The sequence below is a fragment of the Cytobacillus sp. NJ13 genome, assembly GCA_030348385.1.
In the GTDB taxonomy this organism is placed as follows: Bacteria; Bacillota; Bacilli; order Bacillales; family Cytobacillaceae; genus Cytobacillus.
Genome location: JAUCFP010000006.1, coordinates 3,066,427 through 3,090,831, shown reverse-complemented (window position 1 = coordinate 3,090,831; position 24,405 = coordinate 3,066,427). Strand labels below are relative to the sequence as shown.

Annotated in this window: 22 protein-coding genes; 18 read left to right on the top strand and 4 right to left on the bottom strand. The window is 43.8% G+C overall.

What is annotated here, in order from left to right:
- Positions 1-40: 40 nt before the first annotated feature.
- Both QUF73_15420 and QUF73_15415 read right to left on the bottom strand, forming a co-directional pair.
- A complete protein-coding gene (locus QUF73_15420) occupies positions 41-1,072 on the bottom strand; it encodes an iron ABC transporter permease (protein ID MDM5227570.1) in 1,032 nt (343 codons plus the stop codon).
- Positions 1,072-2,106 (bottom strand): iron ABC transporter permease, encoded by a 1,035-nt coding sequence (locus tag QUF73_15415; protein ID MDM5227569.1) that lies wholly within the window; start codon positions 2,104-2,106, stop codon positions 1,072-1,074. The genes QUF73_15420 and QUF73_15415 overlap by 1 nt, the downstream gene beginning before the upstream one ends.
- 139 nt (positions 2,107-2,245) lie before the next feature.
- On the opposite strand from QUF73_15415, the gene QUF73_15410 reads away from it, so the two are divergent.
- The 8 genes from QUF73_15410 to QUF73_15375 all read left to right on the top strand — a co-directional run bounded on the left by QUF73_15410 (position 2,246) and on the right by QUF73_15375 (position 11,875).
- Positions 2,246-3,793, top strand: a complete 1,548-nt coding sequence (locus QUF73_15410; GenBank protein MDM5227568.1) for a helix-turn-helix domain-containing protein — start codon at positions 2,246-2,248, stop codon at positions 3,791-3,793.
- Positions 3,794-3,952: 159 nt separating this feature from the next.
- The gene (locus tag QUF73_15405; protein MDM5227567.1) at positions 3,953-4,900 is read left to right on the top strand and encodes an ABC transporter substrate-binding protein; all 948 of its coding nucleotides are present in this window, start codon (positions 3,953-3,955) and stop codon (positions 4,898-4,900) included.
- Between the two features lie 139 nt (positions 4,901-5,039).
- On the top strand, positions 5,040-6,866 hold the full coding sequence (locus QUF73_15400) for an IucA/IucC family protein (protein MDM5227566.1): 1,827 nt from the start codon (positions 5,040-5,042) through the stop codon (positions 6,864-6,866).
- Complete coding sequence (locus tag QUF73_15395) at positions 6,838-8,544, top strand: IucA/IucC family protein (GenBank protein MDM5227565.1); 1,707 nt, start codon at positions 6,838-6,840, stop codon at positions 8,542-8,544. The genes QUF73_15400 and QUF73_15395 overlap by 29 nt, the downstream gene beginning before the upstream one ends.
- Positions 8,545-8,564: 20 nt before the next feature.
- The gene (locus tag QUF73_15390) at positions 8,565-9,800 is read left to right on the top strand and encodes an AMP-binding protein (GenBank protein ID MDM5227564.1); all 1,236 of its coding nucleotides are present in this window, start codon (positions 8,565-8,567) and stop codon (positions 9,798-9,800) included.
- On the top strand, positions 9,797-10,075 hold the full coding sequence (gene asbD, locus QUF73_15385; GenBank protein MDM5227563.1) for a petrobactin biosynthesis protein AsbD: 279 nt from the start codon (positions 9,797-9,799) through the stop codon (positions 10,073-10,075). Before QUF73_15390 ends, asbD begins: the two co-directional genes overlap by 4 nt.
- Entirely contained in the window at positions 10,068-11,051 is a 984-nt protein-coding gene (locus QUF73_15380; protein ID MDM5227562.1) for a DUF6005 family protein, read from the top strand. Before asbD ends, QUF73_15380 begins: the two co-directional genes overlap by 8 nt.
- The gene (locus QUF73_15375; protein MDM5227561.1) at positions 11,048-11,875 is read left to right on the top strand and encodes a sugar phosphate isomerase/epimerase; all 828 of its coding nucleotides are present in this window, start codon (positions 11,048-11,050) and stop codon (positions 11,873-11,875) included. The genes QUF73_15380 and QUF73_15375 overlap by 4 nt, the downstream gene beginning before the upstream one ends.
- Before the next feature lie 170 nt (positions 11,876-12,045).
- Here the strand turns inward: QUF73_15375 and QUF73_15370 are convergent, their stop codons facing one another.
- Positions 12,046-12,264 carry a hypothetical protein gene (locus QUF73_15370; GenBank protein MDM5227560.1) on the bottom strand — a complete coding sequence of 73 codons (219 nt, stop codon included), beginning with the start codon at positions 12,262-12,264 and terminating at the stop codon, positions 12,046-12,048.
- 179 nt (positions 12,265-12,443) lie between these two features.
- Complete coding sequence (locus QUF73_15365; protein MDM5227559.1) at positions 12,444-14,177, bottom strand: ABC transporter ATP-binding protein; 1,734 nt, start codon at positions 14,175-14,177, stop codon at positions 12,444-12,446.
- A 255-nt stretch (positions 14,178-14,432) separates the two neighbouring features.
- Here QUF73_15365 and QUF73_15360 point away from each other — a divergent pair, with 255 nt between their 5' ends.
- From QUF73_15360 to QUF73_15315, 10 genes are all read left to right on the top strand, one after another.
- On the top strand, positions 14,433-15,215 hold the full coding sequence (locus tag QUF73_15360) for an IclR family transcriptional regulator (GenBank protein MDM5227558.1): 783 nt from the start codon (positions 14,433-14,435) through the stop codon (positions 15,213-15,215).
- A 24-nt stretch (positions 15,216-15,239) separates the two neighbouring features.
- Positions 15,240-16,706 (top strand): aldehyde dehydrogenase family protein, encoded by a 1,467-nt coding sequence (locus QUF73_15355; protein MDM5227557.1) that lies wholly within the window; start codon positions 15,240-15,242, stop codon positions 16,704-16,706.
- A gap of 75 nt (positions 16,707-16,781) precedes the next feature.
- Positions 16,782-17,702: a dihydrodipicolinate synthase family protein gene (locus QUF73_15350; GenBank protein ID MDM5227556.1), complete on the top strand. Its 921-nt coding sequence runs from the start codon at positions 16,782-16,784 to the stop codon at positions 17,700-17,702.
- Positions 17,689-18,639, top strand: a complete 951-nt coding sequence (locus QUF73_15345) for a U32 family peptidase (protein MDM5227555.1) — start codon at positions 17,689-17,691, stop codon at positions 18,637-18,639. The genes QUF73_15350 and QUF73_15345 overlap by 14 nt, the downstream gene beginning before the upstream one ends.
- Positions 18,640-18,658: 19 nt before the next feature.
- Entirely contained in the window at positions 18,659-19,609 is a 951-nt protein-coding gene (locus QUF73_15340) for a fumarylacetoacetate hydrolase family protein (protein ID MDM5227554.1), read from the top strand.
- A 170-nt stretch (positions 19,610-19,779) separates the two neighbouring features.
- Positions 19,780-20,910: a 2-keto-3-deoxygluconate permease gene (locus QUF73_15335; protein ID MDM5227553.1), complete on the top strand. Its 1,131-nt coding sequence runs from the start codon at positions 19,780-19,782 to the stop codon at positions 20,908-20,910.
- A 49-nt stretch (positions 20,911-20,959) separates the two neighbouring features.
- Complete coding sequence (locus QUF73_15330) at positions 20,960-22,084, top strand: UxaA family hydrolase (protein ID MDM5227552.1); 1,125 nt, start codon at positions 20,960-20,962, stop codon at positions 22,082-22,084.
- Positions 22,085-22,103: 19 nt separating this feature from the next.
- A complete protein-coding gene (locus QUF73_15325) occupies positions 22,104-22,421 on the top strand; it encodes a UxaA family hydrolase (protein MDM5227551.1) in 318 nt (105 codons plus the stop codon).
- Entirely contained in the window at positions 22,418-23,575 is a 1,158-nt protein-coding gene (locus QUF73_15320) for a UxaA family hydrolase (protein MDM5227550.1), read from the top strand. The genes QUF73_15325 and QUF73_15320 overlap by 4 nt, the downstream gene beginning before the upstream one ends.
- 160 nt (positions 23,576-23,735) lie before the next feature.
- On the top strand, positions 23,736-24,353 hold the full coding sequence (locus QUF73_15315) for a DUF3298 domain-containing protein (GenBank protein ID MDM5227549.1): 618 nt from the start codon (positions 23,736-23,738) through the stop codon (positions 24,351-24,353).
- Positions 24,354-24,405 lie beyond the last annotated feature (52 nt).

Genomic DNA, 24,405 nt, shown 5'->3' with positions numbered 1-24,405 from the left:
GGGATTTTTGAATGGGCATTTTTTATGTGATTGATATCTATTAAGCTTTCAATCCTGTTCCTTTCCGGGTGAGAAGCATGATAATCAGATAAGGAGCTCCAATGACTGAGATTACGATTCCAACCGGGATATCAGCAGGTGCAAGGAGATTTTTCCCTATCATATCTGCAATGAGAACAAGCGCTGCGCCTATTAATGCAGATAAAGGCAAATTGCTGAAGTAGTTGGGGCCGCAAAGGCGGCGTGCCAGATGTGGTGCCAGAAGGCCAATGAAAGCAATTCCGCCGCCAGCTGCTACACATGCTCCGGCAAGAGCCGCTGAAAGACAGAGAAGCAGCCGGCGCTCGGATTCGACTCTTAAGCCGAGTGCAACAGGAACTTCCTGTTTGAATTGAAGGATATTCATTGTTCTTGCCTTTATAAAGGCGACTGGCATCAGAACAAGAATCCAGGGAAGGAGTGCCCATACATACGGCCATTGAATACCCCAGATGCTGCCAGTCAGCCAAATGGCTGCCTGCTGAAAATCCTTTGGATCCATTTTCAGCTGCAGGATCAGCAGCAAGGCACCGCATAGTGCATTAAATCCAAGGCCAACGAGAAGAAGCCGTTCCGGGTCTATTCCGCCTTTCCACGAAAATCGGTAGATCAGAGCTGCAATGGCAAGTGCTCCGGCGAAAGCAAATACGGGAAGGAAGAACGGTTTAGCCAGAAGGCTTCCGCCCGATTGCCCGAACAGGTAGATTGAGAGAACAACTGCTAATCCGGCCCCGGCATTAATGCCGAGAATACCGGGGTCAGCCAGGGAATTCCGGGATAGCCCCTGAAGGATGCTGCCGGAAAGAGCAAGGCCTGCTCCTATTAGAAGGGCAATGATCATTCTTGGCAATCTTAGCTGAAGCAGCACGAGCTCCTGCTTCGGAGTGCCGCTGCCTGAGAGAACAGCCATAATTTCATTCATTCCGACTGGCATCACTCCAGTCGCGAGACTTAGCACAAAAGTAACCAGGATAAGGAATATAAAGGCTGCCATCCAGCCCCATGATTGGAGTAAAGCCTGTTTCCAATCCATTACATATACCCCCTTTTCCTTCTGGACAAATATAAGAAAAATGGAACACCGATTAGTGCAGTAACAGCACTGACAGGAGTCTCAAACGGCGGGTTAATCATCCGTGCCCCGATATCTGCCAATACAAGAAGCAAGGCACCTGCAATGGCACTAAGCGGGATGAGCCAGCGGTAGTCAGATCCAATCAAAAGCCGGACCATATGGGGAACTACCAGTCCGATAAAGCCTATAGCTCCGGCAATGGAAACGGCCGCCCCTGATAATAGTATAACCGCTGCAAGCCCAATCCAGCGGACTTTCTGCTGAGATTGACCAAGCCCTGCAGCCACTTCTTCTCCCAGAGCTAGGATTGTCAGGGAGCGGCTAATCCAAAGGGACAGGAGCAAGCCTAAAAAAACGGCGGGAAGCAAAATATACACATGGCGCCATTGTGTTCCTGAAAGACCTCCCGCAAACCAGAAGCTCAGGTCCTGGGCAGTCTGAAAGTAAAGGGCGATGCCAGTTGAAAGAGCGCTGAACAGGGTGCTTAATCCAGCGCCTGCCAGTGTCAAAGTGACAGGTGATATCCGCTCTTTTGAAAGCATGGAGAAAGATAATACAAGCAAGGCTCCAGCAGCGGAACCTGCAAATGACCAGATAAGCAGAACCCAGTATGATCCGCCGGAAAGAAAGGCAAGTGCAATTGCGATGGCCAGGCCTGCTCCATGTGTAATGCCGATTATAGAGGGATCTGCCAGCGGGTTGCGTGTAATTCCCTGCATAATGGTGCCGGCTACAGCAAGTGCTGCGCCAATAAGTGCCCCGGTCAGTGCCCGGGGAAGCCTGACTTCTCTGATAAGCTGATGTTCAATTTGACCTCCCTGAAAGGAGACAAATGACTCCCACACCACGGAAGGGGGAATCCAGATTGCACCCAGCCCGATCGATGCAAGCAGCCCGATAAGCACCAGCACAATTCCTGCCAGGCCCCATTTTATAGATTTTTGGTGTACAGGCTGCATGTGCTCTGTTATGTCAGCTGCAGTTCTGGCCATTACATTCAGTCCTTTTCTATGTAAATTTTGAGTGAAAATGATAATCGTTATCGTTCTAAATAATCGTAATTAATCTACTATCCTTTCACAGCTTTTGTCAATTCTTATTTAAGGAAAAAGAAGGGAGTATTTTTTGTATATGCTGAGCGGCAAACAATTCGAACCGTATGAAATTGCAGTATCAAGCTTGAGAGAGGGATTGTCGAAAACCATCAATGAAAATCGCAATGATTTTACACTTATATATATTTCAGCGGGGAGAGGCACAATCGAAACTCACAACCGCCTGCTGAAGATAGAGGCGGGGAAAAGCTGCTTTTTCTCGGAATGTGGCATAATTACCTCCGCATCAGCAGATCTGTTAACGGTTTATAATCTCACATGGGCAAAGGATAAAGATGTGCTTTCCGGATTTCTTTCCGGGATCCTGGCTAATCAGGAGCCATCAAAGATGGTGCCCTTGTGGGAAGAGCTGAGGAAAAGGAACAAAGAAAAATCTATATCTGCTGAGTGCAGATTTCAGTCCCAGCTGTGGAATATGATGTCTATTCTGACAGACAAGACAAAAGTAGACGGGATTGAAGAAGCGGTGGACCTGATCAGAAATAATCTTTCCCAGCCGGTTACTGTGGCAGAGCTGGCATCTAAAGCAAACATGAGCCCAGTTTCGTTTACCAGGGCCTTTCGAAAAAGAACCGGGATGGCGCCGAAGGAATTCCTGAATGGAGAAAGAATGAGAGCAGCCAAACAGCTGATGATGCAGAAGAAAGGGATTACAGCAAAAGAAGTGGCACTGCAAATCGGAATGCAGGATGAATTTTATTTCAGCCGTCTTTTTAAAATGAAAGCAGGCTTGCCGCCATCTGTATTTATGAAAAGGGCTAAGGAAAGAATTGCGGTGGTTAGTCAGCTCTTTTTGCAGGACCATCTCCTTTCGCTGGGTGTACAGCCTGTTGCAGCGCCATCCTATCCAACTGTTTATCCTGCCAGCAATGGAGTGCCGAGCTATCTTCAAAAAGAATTGGAGGGCACCATGCTCCTTAATGCAGAAAAGCTCTTTCAGCCAGAGGATATTCTCTTATCTCAGCCAGATCGAATCATAAAGACGCCTTTACATAATTATCAGCTCCAAAATGTGCTTCTCTCACAGCAGGAGAAGGTCCATCATATTCAGCTGCAGCCGGACTGGCGGCAGTATCTTTACGAAATTGCTTCTATGGTAGGATGTACAAGCCGGGCAGAATGCATAGAAAAAGACATCCACTGCCTTGAATTTAAAGTAAGGGATAAGCTATGTCCATTAACGAAAAAAGGCAGATGGGCAGTCATTTGGATCCGGCCGGAGGAAATACGTCTTTACGGACAGGGCGGGCATGCTCTGCTCAATCTGTTCTTTCAGAATTTGGGTTTTGAGCCTCATCCTGATTTGTATTTTGAAGGATATCGGAATGCAGACCTGAAGGATGTGGCTGATCTCAATCCTGATAAGCTTCTCATCTTATGGAGTCATGAAAGAGATGTTTGGAGAGCTGCTCATACTCCTGAATGGAATAAGATCCGTGCTGTCCAAACAGGTGAAGTATACTATCCTGACAGCCATGAGTGGGATCCTTGGGGACCGCTTGGGAGAAAGAAAATGCTTGAGGTATTTCCGGACGATTTGCTGAGAGCAAAACTTAAGGCTTAATTAATGCGAACAAGGGTCCAGCTGTTTTTTCAGCTGGACCCTATTTTTAGTGGAATGTAAGTTTTGTCCATGTAAGAAGTTGTAAAAGTCCATGTTAAGCTAATGTGATAATGATTATCATTGAGAATGAATTTCATTATTGCTTAGGAGGAATTATCCATGAAGAAGTTCTGTGCTCCATGGAGCATTGTTTTCATGTTATTTTTATTAATTTTAACAGGATGCGGTAAAAGTGAAGAGGCCTCTACAGAAGCAGCTGAAAAGAAAGAGGAAGAACAGACAGAGGAAACCAGAACGGTTGAACATCTTTTAGGAAAAGCAGAAGTGCCCGCCGAACCGAAAAAAGTAGTTTTGCTTTCACATGTTTCCTGGGAAGGATCGCTTGTATCAGTAGGGGTAAAGCCTTATGCAGTAATGGCATACGATAATGAGTTCCCGCCGCATTTAACGAAGGAGCTTGAAGGTGTTAAGGCGCTCCCATATGCCGATGAAATTAATTCAGAAGAAATTGTGAAGCTTGATCCGGATCTTCTTATCATAAGTGATCGCTATAAGCCTCTCTATGATCAGCTTTCTGAAACCATCCCAACAGTTGTTGTTGAAGTTGGCGGCGACTGGAAGGAAGATCACCTGAAAGTTGCAGAAGCTGTAGGCAAGCTTGACGAAGGAAAGAAAGTCATTGAAGATCTGGAGAAGGAAGCAGAGGATATCGGAAAACGAGTCCGTGAAAAAACAGGAGAAGAAACTTTCATGGCAGTGGCAATCAATAAAAAAGATATTCGTGTTTTTGGACTGACAAACCACGCAACCAACTCATTATTATTTGATGATCTGAAATTAACTCCAGCTGAAAACCTTCCAGAGGATTTTGGCGAAAATATCTCAATTGAAGGGTTAGCAAAATATAATCCTGACAATATAATTGACCTTACTTTCTTTAACAGCGGTGAATTTTACGATTCAGTCACCCAGGGTGAAGTTTGGAAAAGCCTGAAGGCTGTTCAGAATGACAACGTACATACTCTGTCCACTACTTGGGGATTCTGGGATCCGATTGAGCGCCAAAAAGGTTTGAAAGAAATTGAATCGCTTCTATTAAGCGAATAATTTTAGGCGGGAGGCCGGGATTTGCACCCGTCCTCTCCATTATCTTGATTCTTTTCATGGAAAAGGATCAAATTTTTTAACTGTTATTGAGAATGGTTATCAATTACTAGGTCTAAAGACTCGGTGAAAGGATGGAATTATGCATCATTCAGCCAAACAAATTGCAGAAAATGCAACGTTTCAAGCTTTTATTAATAGTTATTTGCGGGAAGTGGACAGCGGGCATTGGATGGAGAGCAGGGAGTGGATTCAGGAACAGCAGCTATCCATCCCTCTTTCAGGGGAGTCGGTAGCAGAAATAGAATTATCTGGTCAGTCCGTTAAATTCGCTGTCGAAGTCCTTTACCGTTCACGAACAGGAAGACATGTAATCGGCCATGCACTTAAATATTGTTCTAATCGGCGGGAATGGATTCATCAGGATAGACTGCCGATGATGATTTCACTTATCCATGAGATGCATTTAATGGCCAAAGCTAATGGCTGTCATGAACTTGCATCCCATTTTGATGAACTTGTGCTGAGGATGATTGAGAGCTACCAAACAATGGCGGCATATATTGAAGCGAGAATGAATGATGAGGACAGCCTGTATTCCGAAGATTGTACTTTCATTGAAGCAGAGCAATCGCTCCTGTTTGGGCACTGGCTTCACCCTACACCGAAAAGCAGGCAAGGAATGACTGGATGGCAGCAGCCAAGCTATGCGCCAGAATTAAAGGGACAGTTTCAGCTCCATTATTTCCAAATTGACCGGGAGATGATAAAAGAATCCTCTAATGACCAGGAAACTGCAAGTCAAATGATCCTTCAATCGATAAGAAAATCAATGCCGCACCTTACTGTTCCGGAAAAGGAATGCCTCATTCCAATGCACCCTCTTCAGGCCCAATGGCTTCTGCAGCAGGACTATGTCAGAGAGGCAATAGAGAAGGACCTTATAAAGGACCTTGGCAGTATGGGGCCTTATTATTCAGCTACTTCTTCCATCAGGACTGTTTACAATCCTGAAGAGGAATGGATGTATAAATTTTCGGTCCCGGTAAAAATCACAAATTCGCTAAGGAAGAACCGCTTCCATGAGCTAAGGGCAGGCACCGCCATGGCGGAGTTAATAAAGAAAATCCGATTTACAGAAAAACATCCTGTTTTCCGGATGATCGATGATCCAGCCTATATTACTGCCTTATTTCCTGGTCAGCAGGAATCAGGCTTTGAAGTTATTCTGCGATCCAATCCATTTCAGGAAGAAAAACAGAGGGGGGTAACTTCCATTGCTGCATTGGTTCAGGATCCTTTGCCTGGCAAACGTTCAAGGCTGCATCGGACCATTGAGAGAATAGCCGGAGAGGAATCTCGTGATATTCGGGAGGTCAGCATGGAATGGTTCCGGAAATATTGGAATTGTGCAGTGGAGCCGCTCATCCATTTATATGATGAACATGGGCTGGCATTGGAGGCACATCAGCAAAATAGCGTTTTGGACCTTTCTTCTGGATACCCGGAGGCTTATTATTACCGTGATAATCAAGGGTATTATCTATCAAATCTCCATAGAGAAACTTTATGTGAGCTGCTGCCTGTACTGGAAGAATGCCAGGAATTATTCTATGAGGATGCTCTCATTCAGGAAAGGTTTACGTATTATCTGTTCATGAATCAGCTTTTTTCAGTCATCTCAAGACTTGGGCAGGATGGTCTCATCAGTGAGGACCGTTTAATCAAATGGTGTCGAAACCAGCTTAGCTCTCTGGAAAAAGGGCTATCTGGACAGGGGAAGGATTTCATTCGGCATATTCTTCAATCTGAGAAATTATCTTATAAAGCCAATCTTTTAACCCGCTTTCATGATGTTGATGAGCTGATGGCAAAGAACGAACAAGCGGTTTACACCTATCTGCCCAATCCATTCGCCGTCAAGAAGAAGGAGGAAAACTATGCTGAAGCTGCATCCGCCGTTGTCTAAAACTTTTGAGAGAAGAATAATCAGGCAGCTCATGGAGGCCATCATTTTTGAAGGATTAATGGATTATGCCAAGTCGGCTGACCGGCCAGAAGATCCGCACTTACATTTTACGATTTTCGGAAACGAGCGAACATACTGCTGTGAGGGAAAAATTGCTTCATTTGACCGTGTGCGTTTAATAGAAGGAAGCATTCGCTCAGTCCACCATGATGGCTCACGAACGGAAACCACGATTGAGGAATTGGCTGAAGACCTTATTGCAGATCCGGAGAAAAGGAGTCAGCTTATTAATGAGCTGGAACAAACCGTTCTGCTGAGTGAGTGGAACGAAACTCATCTAATGCATTCTATTTCCAGGCGAAATTTCAGCTATGAAGAACTGGAATCAGAGATATGGGAAGGACATCCCTACCATCCCTGCTATAAGGCGAGGAGCGGATTTACACTTGGGGATCATGCTGCATATGGGCCGGAAGCAAGGCAATCATTCGAGCTGCAGTGGGCAGCCGTCAGACGTATGAATGCCAGAATAGAATTGCTGGAAGATGAAGAAAGCTTCTGGGAGCGGGAACTTGGCCCTTCCATGTTTGGACAATTGCTTTCTGATTTGCAGGATATCGGCAAAACCTTTGAAGAATACACATTTCTGCCCATTCACCCCTGGCAGGTGAAGTTTGCAAATGCTGATGCAGATATAGTACTTCTGGGAAGCAACGGAGATTTTTATCGGTCAACACAGTCCGTCCGTACTCTATGGAATATGACAAATCCAGATAAAGCTCATCTGAAACTTTCGATGAATATGGTGAACACATCATCGCTAAGAACTCTTGACACACACGCGGTTTGTGCCGCACCCCATATTTCCAAATGGATTGCAGATACAGTGAAAGGAGATCCATTTTTAAAAGAGGAAGCTTCTTTGGTCATTTTAAAGGAATACGCAGGAATTGCTTATCATCCCGGGGAGAAAGAAACTTGCGCAAAGCTCGGAGCTATATGGAGAGAGAGCATCCGGCTTTATATGGAAGAAGATGAAGAGGCGGTGCCATGTACGGCTTTGCCATTAATGGAAAGGGACGGATTTCCGTTTATTGACGAATGGCTGAAGCGCTATGGAATTGAAAAATGGCTGAAAAGGCTTGTGGAAGTATGTGTGGTTCCTGTCTGGCATTTGCTGTCCGCGCATGGAATTGCTGTTGAGGCGCATGCCCAGAATATGATTCTTCTTCATAAGGACGGCTGGCCAACACGTGTCGCACTGAGGGATTTCCATGACAGTGTTGAGTATTGCGACGACTTTTTGGCGGAGGCAAGCCCTATTCCAGACTTTGCGGGCATTCATGACCAATTTAAAAAAGGCAGGGAAGATCAGTATTATTGGATGTCTTCTATTGAATCGCTTAGAGAACTGGCAATGGATACATTATTTGTTTTTCATCTGTCTGAACTGTCCTATGTACTTGAAGAGCAATATGGCTTAAGCGAGCAGCGATTTTGGAAGCTGACAGGAGAAGCCTTAATGGAGCACCTGAGCTGTTATCCGGAATTGATATTCCGAAATTATCTGCTGCAGCATACTGCGCCGGTAATCTATGCGGAGTCACTCCTGAAGAGAAAAGTTCAAAAAGAAGAGGCGGGCGGTTTTCGCCATTATGTCAAAAACTCTTTAAGATAATCATTCAAAGGAGAATTGAGATGTTTTTTGTAAATGAACATTACTATACATTAGATGACCTTGAGCAGCAATATACAGAATTTGAAAACACTCCTCATTTAAGAGATTGCGGGAATAGAAGATTAGCTGTTTGTATGCCGGATGTGTTTCAATGGCTCGCTCTTTGTTTATTTGTACGCAGAAAAGGAGGATCCATTGTTCCGATCCATCCTTCCGTGCCGAAAGAAGGGGCAATCCGAATGGCTTCATCGGCTGGAAGCCATATCTTGCTTTACGGAAATACTCATACACCGATCGAACTGTCAGAACAAAAAAATGCCCGTGAAGGTGTCCTGGTCCAAATGAGTTCGGGTACGACCGGTGCACCTAAGTGCATTGAACGCAGCTGGGATTCCATCGAGCTTGAACTGGAAAGCTATGTTTCTGTATTGCCGGCAGATCATCAGACAACTTCTATTGTTGCCTGTCCGGTTACTCATTCATATGGGCTGATCTGCGGCGTATTTGCAAGCTTAAGACGCGGTGCAGAACCGGTCATTCTGTCAAATATGAACCCTAAGTATGTGCTTAAAAAAATAAAGGAATATCCGAAGCATATCCTTTATGGAGCACCTGCGCTTTTGCATACATTAACACTTTTGATTCGGGATGGCGGGCGGTTCGATTGTGTGATGACATCGGGCACCCTAATGCCATCCGGCTGGCTGGAATCTTTAAAGAGTGTTTCAAACCGGGTTCTGCAGCAGTATGGATGTTCGGAGGCCGGGTGTGTGGCCATTCACCCGGATGTAAGTGATCCCCGTGAAATGGGCTATCCTCTTCCCCATGTAAAAGTGGAAGCTGGAAGCAGAGAATACCCTGGTGAAATTATCATCCGTGATTCTGAGAAAACCATCTTTACTAAGGATCTTGGCTATATGGAAGACGGTGTCCTGACCTTTCTTGCAAGAATGGATGACACCATTAATGTAGCGGGATTGAACGTATATCCGCAAGAGGTGGAAGATGTCCTGATGGCAGAACCAAGAATTGCAGAAGCAGTGGTTTATAAAAAAATCCACCCGCTTTCCGGAGAAAGAGTCTGTGCACAGTATGTATGCACCCAGCCAATAGAGGAGCAGGAACTCCGGGAGTGGTGCAGGGAATATCTCGCACCTTACCAAATCCCGATGGAATTTATCCGGACAGAAGAAATCAAAAAGCTCCCGAATGGCAAGATCAGCAGAAAAAGGCTGGGAGAAGGAGTGCTGGCATGACAAGAGAAGAAATTTTACAGGCCTTACACGATATTCTGCAGCATCAAATAGAACTGCCTTCGATGGCTGCCTTTCATGAGGATGCCCGTTTAAATGAAGATTTATATATGGACTCCATCATGATCCTGCAGCTTATCCTTCATTTGGAAGTGGATTTTGGCTTTGATATCCCGGATGAAATGCTGGTGCCTAAAGATTTCAGAACCGTAGGAAGCCTGGCCGACTTTTTGAATCGCCTGCAGAAGCCTGTCACAGCGGAGCCTTCTTATGATTAAAGTTCATTGTTTTGTGAGCTGTGTATGCGAGGCAGTCAAAAAGACTGAAGGGGCCGATCACAGACCTTATTATTTCGGAGTGTGGGATGCAGATTTCGATGTATTGGATAATGGAGTTCTGACCTATCATTCCAAACGGATCGACCATGATTTTTTCCATCAATGGTATGAAATGCTGTATGGAATTAAGCTATATAGATGGTATGACGAAAAACGCAGCAAACAGGAAAATATAAACAAGCTTCTGAGCCTGCTTGAGAACAAGAAGCCCCACGAGTATGTAATGGTGATGCTTGATTTGTCCAAGCTGCCTGAAAGGGAGAATAAGTTTCATCAAAGTCCATTTCCGCATTATGTGATGCTGGAATTGACAGGGAACGAAGGGGAATGGTTTATGTATGATCCGGACTTCCGCTGGGAAGGAATTCTGCCAAAGGATAGGATTGTGGCAGCTATCGAGGATCCTTCTGCTGAAGGGGGATATTTCTTTGATGCCGCCAATATTATTCCGCCATCTGCAGAAACAGTGGAGGCATATTTTAATACATGCATTAAGCTTGACTGCAACCCAATGACTGATGCTGTTGGAAAGATTGTCGATCTATATACATCCGGAAGCGAAAACTACCCTTTATCAGGATTGACATTGGCCTTAAAAGAACTCCCTGTCCTCGCCATCCGAAAATACGCCTATGAACATGCTTTTGCGTTTTTCTGGGATTCACTTGGGTATATTGAGGAAGGCTTTGAAGCCTGGTGTGATGAAATTGAGAAGCTCGTAAAAGGATATACGGTTATCCAATATCGGGCGATGAAGCTTGCCATGACAGGAAACCTGGGTTTGAAAAATGAAATCTCTGTAAAACTGGATGAACTGAATATCCTGGAGTTTAAAATCAAGCAGGGATTGCAGAAAAGCTTTGTGGCCTGGGTTAAACTGCATGGATCCCAAAATATTAAGGAGGCAATTCTATGAAGCTATCTCTCTGCACCATCTCATTCCGTCATCACCTTCAGTCCATTGACCAAATCGCACATTATGCCCAGACAAATGGATTCCAGGGGATAGAACTATGGGGTGTGCATGCCAAAAACCTGGCAGAAGACATTCATTATGGCAGTGAGTGGCTTAGTTCCTATAATCTTGAAACGACCATGCTGAGCGACTATTTGCCTCTTGATGCGCCTCTTCCGGTTTTAATGACAGAAATGCAAAGAGTATGTGCACTGGCGCATAGGTGGGGAACGAAGAAAATAAGGACGTTTGCCGGGACAAAAGGCAGTGCAGATATCAGCAGGCTGGAAAGAATCGAACTGGTTTCACGCATGAAAATGCTCTGCAAAATGGCTGAAGCCGAGGGGCAGATGCTTCTTGTTGAAACTCATCCTAATACACTGACAGACAACCCATCCTCTACGCTTCAGCTCATTGAGGAAACGGACCATTCAGCGCTAAGAGTTAATTTTGATGTGCTTCATATATGGGAATCAGGAGTGGACCCGCTCTTTGCGCTAAAACAGCTGCGGCCATATATTTCGCATTTTCATTTTAAAAATATACAATCCCGATCCCAGCTTGGTGTGTTTGCCCCTAATAATGTCTATGCAGCAGCGGGCAGCAGGGAAGGCATGGTTTCATTATTTGAAGGAGCGGTAGATTACAGGATGTTCTTAAGAGAAGCTTCGGATCTGATAGAAATGGATGCTTCCCTGGAATGGTTTGGTCCAAATGTGAAAGGCATACTGACAAAAGACAGCAAGGAAATTATGAGAATTCTTCAGGCTCAGAATGCCTTATAGCAGACTGAAAAAGTCAATCAAACGTTTGATTGATTAAGGATGCAGTATGTTTTCACCTAGAATTTCTCTTAAATGAAAAGATGCAGGGAATAATATCCTGCATCTCATAAATTACATGGAAAAGAGAAAGGTTTATAGTACAATCAAAAAAAGCTTTAAGGATGTCTTAATCACCTTAAAGCTTTTTCGATTGCTTCTGCTGCTGATTCTATGTGGCGGAAATTTTTCTTTATATTCGTTTCTGTGTAGGTAATTTCAAAAGAATGATTGTTTTTCAAGTAACAGACAGATAAAACCTGCTGTTTGTCATTTGAAAAGGTCTGAGTGATTTGAGAGTCACAATAATATTTCAATGTTTCAAGCATGTTAAGTGTGTGATCTGATGACATAGCCTTTAGCCTCCTTTTGGATTGGCATGACTAACTGAGATCTTAATTCCATTATAAGGAATCCAACTTCTTGTTTATATGGATAATTTGTCACATTTTATCATAAGATTTGGGTTTTAATAGGGGCTATAATCAAGATTTGCAGTAAAAAGGCCAGTCTCCATAAGACTGGCCTTTATTTATGCAAGCTGCTGCTCCGCAAACGCGCGGTATAAATCGTGGGTTTGTGTCAATTCGGAATGTGTGCCAATGCCTGTGACACGGCCTTTTTCGATGAAAACAATTTGGTCTGCGCCGACAATTGTGGAAAGGCGGTGTGCGATGACGAAAGTTGTCCGGCCTACCATTAGGCGGGTAAGGGCCTGCTGGACGATGCCTTCAGATTGGCTGTCGAGGCTTGCGGTAGCTTCGTCCATCATCAATATTTTAGGGTCGCGCAGGAAAGCCCGCGCTATAGCAATACGCTGCCTTTGTCCCCCGGAAAGCTTCACACCCCGCTCACCAACTTCTGTATCAAGCCCTTTCGGAAAGTCGGCAATGAATTGATTGGCGTATGCCATTTTCGCCACTTCCCATAACTTCTCATCCGCAATGCTTTCGGAATCTTCGAGTCCATAGCATAAATTCTCACGGATTGTACCCGCCATCATGGCGCTTTCCTGTGAAACATAGCCAATTTGGCTGCGCCAGGATTTAAGGGATATCTGCTGGATGGGTATATCGCCAATTTTGATTTCACCAGCAGCTGGCTCGTAAAATCGTTCAAGCAAACCAAAAAGGGTGGTTTTTCCGCTTCCGCTTGGTCCTGCCAGTGCAATCATCTGACCTGGCTGGGCTTCCAGTGAGATATTTTCAAGAACACTCTCTTCTGTACTATAGGAGAAAGAGACATTGTCGATTGTAATCGGCTTGCTGCTGATATCCATTTTGATGCCGTCTTGTCCATCTTCCAATGGCTCCTCCAAAATTTCAATGATCCGTTCTGTTGCGCCTTTCGCTTTTTGCAGCTGAGTAAAAAACATCGCAAATGAGGTAATTGGCATAATAATCTGGAACAAATACAGCAAAAAGGCTACAAGAGAACCCGTTGACATCGTTCCGCTGGCCACACGCATGCCTCCATAGGCGATGATCATGACAATAACAACCATCATGATCAGGTACATAGTCGGGCCAATCATCGCAAAAATGCGGGCTTCCCGCAAGCCGTAGCCAAGCAGTTTGTCGATGCCATCCAATCCTTTTTCTTCTTCATTTTGTTCTGCAGCAGAAGACTTCATTAAGCGGATTTCACCGAGTGTTTGGGTAATGTTTCCGGTAAAGATGGCAGTTTCATCTTGAAGGCCCCGAGATATTTTTGCCATCTTTCGGCCAAGTGGAATCATAATTGCCAGTGTAATAGGAACAGAAGTGAGCATCAGCAGTGTCATTTTCCAGTCCATCACAAGCAGGATAATAATTGCACCGATAATACTGATAATACCGGTAATAAATTGCGGAAAGTGATTGGTAATCAGCTCCCTGACAATGCTAGTATCATTAACTACGCGGCTAACAGTCTGGCCGCTGGATTGCTTATCATAATAACTGACCGGAAGCCTTATGAGCTTCATCCACATCCGGTCCCGAAGCCGCGCCACCACTTTTTGGCCGACATAGCTGAGCAAATAGATGGAAATTCCGCTGATGATGGCCTGGACGATAAAGGCTGCCCCAATTCCGGCCATGAGCGGAATGCTTATGGATTCAACAGAAAAACCGTCCACCAGGTTTTTGGTCAGCAGCGGTACGAGAAGTCCAGTCAAGGTGGTTAAAATGCTGGCTGTTAAACCAATGATGAGGGCAATCTTTGGTATTTTTGTTGATAGAATGAGTGAAATGAATGGTTTTAGGCTGGTTTGGTGTTTATCCATGTTTTGAGGCTCCTGTTACAATTATTAATAATGAAGGGAGAAAATACTGCCTGATAATTATTAGTGAATTTTACATTATCGCCCTAAACTTTATTATGTATTCTTTCAGAGCAAAAGGAAAATTTAACGAATTCTTTTAGAAAAAATAAGTCAATAAATTATTTGAAAATTTAAATTAGTGTGTTAAACTAGATTTAGGTTTAAAATTTAAAACCTGGTTTACTATATTAAACCGGTTTGAGGTGGAAGGTATTCATGAAAGAAAAATATTGGGTTCCAGCATTAGAAAAGGCAAATAACATTTTAGCTCTCATTGGCGAGCGTCCCAATCAATTGCGCCTGATCGACATATCCAAGCAGCTGGGTATTAATAAGAGCTCTTTATTCTCCTTGTTAAATACGTTAGAAACCCTGCGTTGGATTGTGAAGGAAGAAGGCGATACATATTCACTTGGACCTGCATTGGGTGCGCTAAGTGCTGCGTACTTTAAGCAGTTCAATATATTGCAGTCCTTTTATAAGGAAGCGAGCGTGTCTGTTTCAAAAATAAATGAGCATATCCAGCTGGGAATGTTAGAAAAAGGAAACGTTGTCTATTTAGGGAAAATGGAAGGGGATTCAAGAGTCCGGCTTGTAACAGATCCCGGCATGCGTTTTCCTGCATATGCCTCTGCGATCGGTAAAATTCAGCTGACTCAATATGACAAAAATGAGCTAGAGGAGATATTTCCAAGCAGCCAGTTTGTGAAGAAGACACCTTTTACAATCTCCAATATCGACGATCTCTATGAGAACGTCAATGCAGCAAAGAAGAATGGCTATGCAATCGAGAACCAGGAAGCCTCACTAGGGTTTCATTGTGTGGCTGCGCCGGTCTATAACTACGAAAATAATATTATTGCAGGAGTCAGTTTTACAATGATGACGAATAGCTGGGAGCAGAAAAAGGATGCAGCGAAAGAGGAAATATTAAACCTCGCAAACCGGTTATCCCAATATGCCGGTTATACGGGCAATCAGAAACAGATGATTGAATAAATCTTAAAAAGGAGCGGAGAAAGGATGCAAATTGAAATCAAAGAGAAAGTCTATCAAAATTTTATTAATAACGAGTGGATAGAGTCAGGAACGAAGGAATCGATCAAAAGTTTTAATCCGGCAAATAAAGATGAGATAGTAGGTATCGTCCAGAATTCTTCCCGTGAAGATCTCGAGCATGCAGTTCAGGCAGCACATAAGGCGAAAAAAGCGTGGCGAAGGCTTGGCCAGGCAGCACGGGGGCAGTTCTTATACAAAGCAGCTAACATATTGGAAGCAAACTTGAATGATATAGCTGAAACAATGACAAGAGAAATGGGTAAAACCCTTCCTGAAGCAAAAGGGGAGACTGCCAGAGGGATTGCTATCCTCCGTTATTATGCAGGAGAAGGGATGAGAAAGGAAGGAGATGTCATTCCATCAACAGATAAAGATGCTCTCATGTTTACTAAAAGGGCGCCATTGGGTGTGGCAGGTATTATTACACCTTGGAATTTTCCTGTAGCCATTCCTATTTGGAAAATAGCCCCTGCTTTAGTTTACGGAAACACGGTTGTGTTCAAACCTGCTTCCGAAGCGGCTGTAACTGCGGCGAAGGTAGTGGAGTGTTTTGCTGAAGCTGGGCTTCCAGAAGGAGTTCTTAATTTTATTACTGGGTCAGGCTCTGTTATAGGTCAGGCTCTTATTGATCATAAACTGTTAAATGCTATTTCCTTTACAGGGTCTGAAACCGTTGGGGAAGGAGTTGCTAAATCAGCAGCGGGCCGCGGAATCAAATTCCAGCTGGAAATGGGGGGGAAGAACCCAGTTATTGTTGCTAAAGATGCTGATTTAGATGCAGCTGTTGAAGCGGTAATCAGCGGCGGATTTCGTTCTACCGGCCAGAAATGTACAGCTTCCAGCCGCGTAATTGTTGAAGCGGATGTGTACGATGACTTTAAAGAAAAACTAGTTGCAGAAACAAAAAAGATAACCGTAGGCGATGGCATGCAGGAAGGGATCTGGATGGGGCCTTGTGCAAGCGAAAGTCAGTTTCATACAGTAAAAAAATATATTGAGATGGCAAAGAATGAGGGTGCTTCACTAGTATATGGAGGAGAAGCTTTGACCGGAGGAGAGCTTAAAAAAGGATATTTTATCTCTCCGGCTATTTTTGAAGATGTAAAGTCTGAGATGACAATCGCACAGGAAGAAATCTTTGGTCCAGTTATTGCTCTTATAAAAGCAATTAATTTAGAAGAAGCAATCGCAATTGCCAATGATACAAAGTATGGCTTAAGTGCATCCATCTTTACTTCCAATATTAGCTCATTCCTTGAATTTATTGATGAGATTGAAGCAGGCCTTGTCCGCATCAATGCTGAAAGTGCTGGAGTTGAGCTTCAGGCCCCGTTTGGAGGGATGAAAGCATCAAGTACAGGATCCCGTGAACAGGGAGAAGCAGCAAAGGAGTTCTTTACTGCTATTAAAACCGTATTTATAAAAGGATAATGCCGGTAAAGCCAGGGGATTTTTGTCCCTGCTTTGCCATCTCAAATGATAAGGGTTGATTGGAGGGAAGAATGAATGCGGTTTCATGGAATCATACCGCCGGTTGTTACATTGTTCGATGAAGAAGGAAATCTGGATTTGGACTTAAACAAAAGATATCTCGATGAGTTAATTAACGAGGGTGTGCATGGCATTTTATTAATGGGCAGCACAGGTGAATTTACCTCGTTAACCATGGAGGAACGGAAATTATATGTAAAAGAAATGATTAAGTATATAAATCAGCGGGTTCCTGTTTTGGTGGGAATAGGACATACAGCCTTATGCGAAGTGCTAAATTTGTGCACTTTTGCTGAGGAACATGGAGCCGATGCAGTGCTTGCAGTCAACCCGTACTATTGGCCGCTTTCAGAAGTACAGCTATATGGTTTTTATGGAGCTATTGCTGAAAATACATCCCTGCCAGTCATTTTATATAATATTCCTTCTCTTAGCGGACAATCGCTCTCGGCAGACCTTGTAAAAAAATTATCGATAGATTACCAGAATATATGCGGGATTAAGGAAACTATAAATGACTTTGGCCACATTCGCCAGATGATCAAGGAAGTAACAAAGGTCCGAAGCGACTTTATGGTTTTTACCGCATTTGATGAGCATTTATTGCCGGGCCAAATGATTGGAACGGCAGGGAGTATAAATGGGACAGCCAGCTTTGCTCCTGAAATTTCGGTCAGTTTATATGAAGAATACCGGAATGGCAATCTGGCAAAGGCCGAACAGCAGCACCGAAAATTATCACATTTAATGGATATTTACACGCTCTGCCCATCATTTTTTATTGCAGTGAAAGAGGCGGTGCACCAAAGATGGTTTCATGTTAAAGCAGGCAACCGCCCTCCATTTGATCTATATCCTAAGGAACTGTCAGATAAGGTAGCAGCACTCATACAAACTATTGAAACGAAAGTAGGGTCAAATAATGAAAGAATCTAGAGAATTACTTGAAAAACTAGGTTATCCATCCACAGACTTATCAAAACTGCCTTCTTCTAACAAAACATTTCCAGATGGTGCACAGTACAGAATTGAACTGCCAAGTGTCGAAGGCCCGGCTGCCTTAAAAGAAACGTTAAAAGAAATCGATCATTATGGCCTGACCATTCACCGCATATCCCAGGGAAGCGGAATCATGCTGCAAACAGATGAAGAAATTCTGGAAATGTGCAGCCTGACTGCAGAAAGAGGAATAGAGCTCAGCTTATTTGTTGGGCCAAGGGGAACCTGGGATATCAGTTCAGGTCCATTAACTAGTGCCGGCAAGGCTCAAGCTCTGCGCCATGAAGGTGCGGACCAGCTTGTCTACGCAATGGAAGATTTAAAAAGAGGTGCCCGGTTAGGACTAAGAGGTGCATTAGTGGCAGATGAGGGACTGCTGTTAATGACAAAAGAAATGAAAAAAGCAGGTCAGCTTCCTGAGGATTTTGTCGTAAAAGTATCGGTGCAAATGGGCTCAGCTAACCCGGTTTCGATCAAACTAATGCAAGACCTGGGGGCAGGAACTTATAATGTACCTACAGCACTGACCCTGCCAAAACTAGCCTCAATCCGCCAGGCAATTGATATTCCAATAGATTTATATGTTGAGGTTCCAGACAACTTTGGCGGTTTTCTCCGATACTATGAAATTCCGGAATTTATCCGTGTGTTAGCACCTGTGTACATTAAGTTCGGCCTCCGCAATCACCCGGATGTGTATCCTTCCGGTAAACAGTGGGAAGCAACAAATATTTCTCTTGTACAAGAACGTGTGCGCCGGGCGGCTATCGGTGTTCAGATGATTGAACGCTATTATCCTGAAGCCAAAACTTCAAAACTAGGCGCTGAAGGTCTTGGAATTGCAAAAATTATCACTGCAGCTGCAGCAAATTAAAAGAAGGAGAGAAGGTTAAATGAAACTTGCCGCTTTTCGAATCGACTCAGAGACACGTACTGGTGTTTTAAAAGAAAACCATATAATAGATTTAAATGCCTTAGAAACCAAGATTGATAGTTCCTCAGGATTGAAAATTCCGAGGGATTTAAAGCAGATTATTGAACAAAGCGAAAGCATTCTTCCTGCTATCCAGTCACTCCTTGAGCAAAATGAACTGGATCTGGAGGACAGGGATGTATCGTTTCCCCTTTCAGATGTGGAAATACTGGCTCCTATTACACAGCCCGAAAAAATCATTTGTGTCGGTTTAAACTATCTTGACCATTGCAAAGAAACAGGATTGGAACCTCCAGCATCCCCCGTTATTTTTTCAAAATATGCAAATACAATCATTGGGGAAGGCGATGCCATTGAACTTCCTATCAACTCCTGCCAGGTGGACTATGAAGCGGAATTGGCAATTGTTATTGGGAAGGAAGCAAAATGTGTTTCAGAAGAAGAGGCAGAGGATTACATCTTTGGCTATACCATTATGAATGATGTGAGTGCCAGGGATCTTCAATTTGCAGATGGCCAATGGTCGCGCGGAAAATCAGCTGATACATTTGCGCCAATTGGGCCTGCTGTCGTAACAAAGGATGAAGCAGGAGATCCGCATAATCTAAATATCTCTTTACGTTTAAATAATGAAATCATGCAGGATTCCAATACGAAGAATTTGATCTTCAAGATCCCATATATTGTCTCTTTCCTCTCTCAGTCGATGACATTAAAACCAGGAGATTTAATTGCTACAGGTACACCGCCGGGCGTAGGCATGGGAAGAGATCCGCAAGTATGGCTAAAAGAAGGGGATCAGATTTCTATTACAATTGAGAACATCGGAACGTTAAACAATATAGTAGAAAAACATAAGCTTTTGCAAAAAAAGAACACCTGCAAAGATCCGCAGCTAACCTCTAAGTAATTCTCTCGCCTTTGTTTGGGGATTTTATTTGGCAGCCATAGTCAAAAAGGTTCACTTGAAACTTCATGAAAAATATCACACTCATCTTAAGAGCCGCTATATTAAAACAAATTGTAAACGATTTCATATATAGAAATCACATTTTTAATATGAATAAGGAGAGTGTTAAGATGCAAATCAAGCAGACAATTGACAAAGTTCCAGGCGGTCTGATGGTTGTGCCATTATTGTTAGGAGCCTTATTAAATACAATTGATCAGCTTCATCTTCCTTTTATTATGGAGTTGCTCAAAGGTTTAGGTGTAGCGCCTACACCGGACGGAAACTATGAATTTTTGAAAATAGGGGGCTTCACGCAGGCATTGTTTAAAGACGGTGCGTTAACCCTGTGTGCTTTATTCCTGTTCTGTGCCGGAAGCCAGATGAATCTCCGGGTAGGAGGAAAAGCTTTAAAAAAGGGTGTTCTATTAACAACATCGAAATATTTGGCTGGTTTTTTCATCGGAATGCTTTGGGGTATAATGTCAGATCCGGTGAATGGGTTCCTTGGGTTATCAACCATGGCGATCATCGCAGCGATGACAAATGGCAATGGCGGGATGTATGCAGCATTGACCGGGCAGTATGGGAATCGTTCGGATGTGGGGGCTACAGCTGTTCTCTCTTTGAACGATGGACCGTTTTTCACACTAATGGCTTTAGGATTAATGGGAGCTAACTTCCCGCTTATTGCCTTTATTGCAGTTCTGCTGCCAATTTTAATTGGAATGATTTTAGGTAACCTTGACCCTGAGATCCGAAATTTTCTTGCAGCCGGTGAAACACTTGTTATTCCTTTCTTTGCCTTCGCATTAGGTGCGGGTATGAATCTGGCAAGCTTCTTTAACCCGGAAGTTGTAGGAGCTGGAATTGTCCTGGCGTTCATGACAGTAATCTTCTCAGGGGGAGCAATGGTACTTACATTCAAGCTTTTCCGGGAGAAAAGCTATATCGCTCCATGGGCTGAGGCTTCAACTGCCGGCAATGCAGTAGCAACGCCCGCTGCCATTGCAGCGGCTGCATCGGTTGCAGCCGGATCTGGCTTAATGACAGCAGCCGAGGCTCAGGTTTATCAGGATTTAGTAGCTGTTGCCTCTGCTCAAATTTCAATCGCAACTATCAGTACGGCATTGCTTGTTCCAATCGCAGTAATTCTTGCAGATAAGTATCAGAAGAAAAAAGGCATTGATGGAAAAGTGGAATCGTTTGAAGGGAGCCAAAAAGCAAAACAAGATCCAGGAATTGAAGATCCTGCTGTTTAAATTTTTGTAATTTTTATATAATTCATGCAAATGGAAGGGGAGTTTGGTGTTGGAATATTCTTTTGAAGGTTTTATCAGAGAAGACGGAACTGTAGGAATTAGAAATCACATTGGAATTATCTGTTCAGTTGTTTGTTCCAGTGTCGTAGCCAAAGAAATCTCGGATAAGGTTCCCGGTACGGTTCCGTTCGTTCATGGCAATGGCTGTGCACAGCTTGGAGATGATTTTAAATTAACTAAGAACATGCTCGTTGGCATCTCCTCAAATCCGAATCTGCACTCAGCCCTTCTTGTCGGATTGGGCTGTGAAACAAATCAAATCAGCGGACTGCTTGAAAGCATACCAGATACAAAGCCTGTGAAAGGTATAGGAATTCAGCAGATGGCCGGAGGAGAGAACACAATTAAAAAAGGTGTCGAAATAGCTGAGCAATGGGCAAGAGAAGCAGCTGGCCAAGAGCGTCAGCGCATGCCGCTATCTTCACTGACAGTAGGAATTTTAACAGCTGACCTTGACGAAGACTCCTTATTTAAGATGGCTCCAGTAATAGGAGAAGCTGTTGACAGATTGGTCCATAATGAGGCCAATGTCATAGTGGGCCTCTCTAAAACTTTAGAGCCAGCAGGGGGACTTCTGTCAGAAAGATCCGCAAGGGAAGAGGTTAAAAATAGATTAAGAGTAATGGGAGAAGGGCTGCAGCGGAAACGCTGGAAAGAGATAAGCACTGAAGCCCCTGCTTATCAGGGATTTTCCGAAAAGGAAAGGTCACAAGCAGTTCTTGAAGCAGAGATAACTGGCACCAGCCCGATTAAGAGTTTGCTTGGATATAGTGAAATTCCTGCCGAAAGAGGCGTGTATCTGATCACCGTTCCGGGAAATATTGTTGAGGCATTGTCAAATATGGCATCAAGCGGATGCAATATAGTCATGATTGTGAGCAGCAGGGGAGTACTTACCGGTTCAGCCGCTTTGCCATGTATGACGATAACACCTAAAAATCAAGATGATTATTTTGACGAGCTTGTTGATTTTAGAGTCGGCGAAGGAGAGGTTTCGGATCAGGCGGAAGCCGTAATAGCCGATCTGCTGGAAATCTGCTCGGGAAAACAAACAAGCTTGGAAAAACTGGAATTAGGGGAATTCTCTATTCCTCATATAGGTACAACATTTTAATGCCAGGAATGGAGGTAGTATGATGAGCCAAAAATACAATGCGATCAAGCTGGACAGAAAAGACAATGTAGCAGTTGCACTCAGAAGCATAAAGCCGGGCGAATTCCTGGCAGTACAGGGCGAACATGAAGCAATCGAAATCAAAGAGAATATCCCGTATGGGCATAAGATTGCCGCCATTTATATCCCTAAAGACAGCAAGATCATTAAATATGGGGATTGCATGGGTATCTCAACGGAAGAAATTAGTCCTGGTTACCATGTTCACGTTTCCAATGTCCGCGGATTAAAAGAAGAGGAACGATTGAGTGCTCTTATGGAGGTGCAGCAGCGATGAAAACATTTGAAGGATATCGCCGGGCAAACGGGAGTATTGGTGTAAGAAATCATGTAATCGTTATTAATACGGCTGGTGAATTGGCCGGCCTTACGAAGAAAATGGCCCAGCTTGTACCGGGTGTAATTCCTGTAGCACATCAAGCAGGAAAGGCCCAATACCCAGAGGACTTAGAACAGACGATCCGAACTCTTAGAGGGACAGCCGGCCATCCAAATGTCAGCGCCGCACTTTTTTTAGGGATGGGTGAGGGTGACCCCGCTGAAGAAATTGTTTCAGCGCTGAAGAAGGATGGCCACCATGTACATGCGATTACTTTTCAAAAGGGACAGTCCATATCGGTCGTCCTTAATGAAGGAAAACTTTGGCTTGAAAAGGCAATGGAACGAAGCCGGAATGAGCAAAAAGAAACAGCTGATATAACTGAATTAACGATTGGCCTTGAATGCGGCGGATCGGATGCCTGGTCTGGAATAACGGCAAACCCTGCAATCGGGGTGTGCTCTGATGCGGTTGTAAGAGATGGCGGCACTAGTATTTTAGCCGAAACAACAGAAGCAATCGGAGCGGAGCATATATTAGCCAATCGGGCTGTAAATCCTGGAGTAGGAGAGAAATTCCTGAAAATTGTAAAGGACTATGAGATGAGAATCAGGGATACGGGTGAAGATATCAGATCCGCAAATCCTACCCCAGGAAATATGGCCGGCGGTTTAACGACACTGGAAGAAAAATCATTGGGATGTATTAAAAAAGGCGGCAATTCTCCTTTAATGGAAGTAGTGGCTTATGCTCAAAAGCCAGCTGAAAAGGGATTTATCTTTATGGATACACCGGGTTATGATGTGGAGTCGGTAGCCGGGCTTGCGGCAGGAGGAGCGCAAATTGTGCTATTCTCCACGGGAAAAGGCTCCCCGACCGGTTCGCCAATTGTACCGGTGATAAAGATTGGAACAAATCCAAAACTGTACGAGATCATGTCCGAACATATCGATGTAAATGCAGGTAAAATCATTGATGGTTTGAACACGATTGAAGAAATCGGAGAAGAAATCTATCGAAAAGTGATGGAAGCAGCGAATGGAGCACCCACAGCAGCAGAAAAACATAATAACCAGGAATTTGCGATTTGGAGATTGGCGGAAACGATTTAGGAACCGCGGAAAAAAGTGAAGGATATCTTTTAAAATAGCCAGTTTTTGCTGCAGAATTATTATAGCAGCAGGAGCTGGCTTTGTGTGTTTGGGAAGAGGTGTGATCCAATATGCCCTAACTTGAATAGGATAGTTAAAAACCCAAAAAGGATGGATTACTGTGGCAATAAACTTTCCAGCAGGCATCAAAACGATGACGATCAGCACCGGGCCCACCAAAGTGGTCTATTACCCCCGTGTGACTGGGATGCAAAACAGGCAGCTTCAGGATCTTATAAATAGCACGATAGTGAAGGAGAATCAGCAGCTCATTACCCAGCAAACAGGTGCCATGGATACGACAGTAGTAGACTTATATGGATATTATGAGATTAAAAATAATCAGCGAGACGTCCTGAGCTTGTCTTTATCCAATTACGTGTATCATTATCATGCGGCACATGGTATGACGGTTATAAAATCTCTGACGTTTGATCTGCAAAAGGGGAATCAGGTTTCCTTAAAGGATTTATTTAAGCCGGGCAGTGATTATGTAAAACGCCTGTCTGAGCTGATCTCAATTCAAATTAAACAGCGAGACATTCCACTGCTTGTAGACTTTCAAGCCATTAAGCCTGATCAGGACTTTTATATAGCAGACAAAGCACTGATCATCTATTTTCAGCTCTACGAAATAACGCCATATGCCTATGGATTTCCGATGTTTCCGATTTCCGTTTATGATCTGCAGGATATTATTGATGAGAATGGACTGCTGGGGAGGATGGCGGTGAATTAAATGGATAAAGCCTAACAGGCATTCAAGCTTAATAAAATGGATTCCATCCGCC

What these genes read in the sequence shown, in the direction of transcription:
- QUF73_15420 (MDM5227570.1), bottom strand. Translation starts at nt 1,072, where the DNA reads ATGGATTGGAAACAGGCTTTACTCCAATCATGGGGCTGGATGGCAGCC.
- QUF73_15415 (MDM5227569.1), bottom strand. Translation starts at nt 2,106, where the DNA reads ATGGCCAGAACTGCAGCTGACATAACAGAGCACATGCAGCCTGTACAC.
- QUF73_15410 (MDM5227568.1), top strand. Translation starts at nt 2,246, where the DNA reads ATGCTGAGCGGCAAACAATTCGAACCGTATGAAATTGCAGTATCAAGC.
- QUF73_15405 (MDM5227567.1), top strand. Translation starts at nt 3,953, where the DNA reads ATGAAGAAGTTCTGTGCTCCATGGAGCATTGTTTTCATGTTATTTTTA.
- QUF73_15400 (MDM5227566.1), top strand. Translation starts at nt 5,040, where the DNA reads ATGCATCATTCAGCCAAACAAATTGCAGAAAATGCAACGTTTCAAGCT.
- QUF73_15395 (MDM5227565.1), top strand. Translation starts at nt 6,838, where the DNA reads ATGCTGAAGCTGCATCCGCCGTTGTCTAAAACTTTTGAGAGAAGAATA.
- QUF73_15390 (MDM5227564.1), top strand. Translation starts at nt 8,565, where the DNA reads ATGTTTTTTGTAAATGAACATTACTATACATTAGATGACCTTGAGCAG.
- asbD (MDM5227563.1), top strand. Translation starts at nt 9,797, where the DNA reads ATGACAAGAGAAGAAATTTTACAGGCCTTACACGATATTCTGCAGCAT.
- QUF73_15380 (MDM5227562.1), top strand. Translation starts at nt 10,068, where the DNA reads ATGATTAAAGTTCATTGTTTTGTGAGCTGTGTATGCGAGGCAGTCAAA.
- QUF73_15375 (MDM5227561.1), top strand. Translation starts at nt 11,048, where the DNA reads ATGAAGCTATCTCTCTGCACCATCTCATTCCGTCATCACCTTCAGTCC.
- QUF73_15370 (MDM5227560.1), bottom strand. Translation starts at nt 12,264, where the DNA reads ATGTCATCAGATCACACACTTAACATGCTTGAAACATTGAAATATTAT.
- QUF73_15365 (MDM5227559.1), bottom strand. Translation starts at nt 14,177, where the DNA reads ATGGATAAACACCAAACCAGCCTAAAACCATTCATTTCACTCATTCTA.
- QUF73_15360 (MDM5227558.1), top strand. Translation starts at nt 14,433, where the DNA reads ATGAAAGAAAAATATTGGGTTCCAGCATTAGAAAAGGCAAATAACATT.
- QUF73_15355 (MDM5227557.1), top strand. Translation starts at nt 15,240, where the DNA reads ATGCAAATTGAAATCAAAGAGAAAGTCTATCAAAATTTTATTAATAAC.
- QUF73_15350 (MDM5227556.1), top strand. Translation starts at nt 16,782, where the DNA reads ATGCGGTTTCATGGAATCATACCGCCGGTTGTTACATTGTTCGATGAA.
- QUF73_15345 (MDM5227555.1), top strand. Translation starts at nt 17,689, where the DNA reads ATGAAAGAATCTAGAGAATTACTTGAAAAACTAGGTTATCCATCCACA.
- QUF73_15340 (MDM5227554.1), top strand. Translation starts at nt 18,659, where the DNA reads ATGAAACTTGCCGCTTTTCGAATCGACTCAGAGACACGTACTGGTGTT.
- QUF73_15335 (MDM5227553.1), top strand. Translation starts at nt 19,780, where the DNA reads ATGCAAATCAAGCAGACAATTGACAAAGTTCCAGGCGGTCTGATGGTT.
- QUF73_15325 (MDM5227551.1), top strand. Translation starts at nt 22,104, where the DNA reads ATGATGAGCCAAAAATACAATGCGATCAAGCTGGACAGAAAAGACAAT.
- QUF73_15320 (MDM5227550.1), top strand. Translation starts at nt 22,418, where the DNA reads ATGAAAACATTTGAAGGATATCGCCGGGCAAACGGGAGTATTGGTGTA.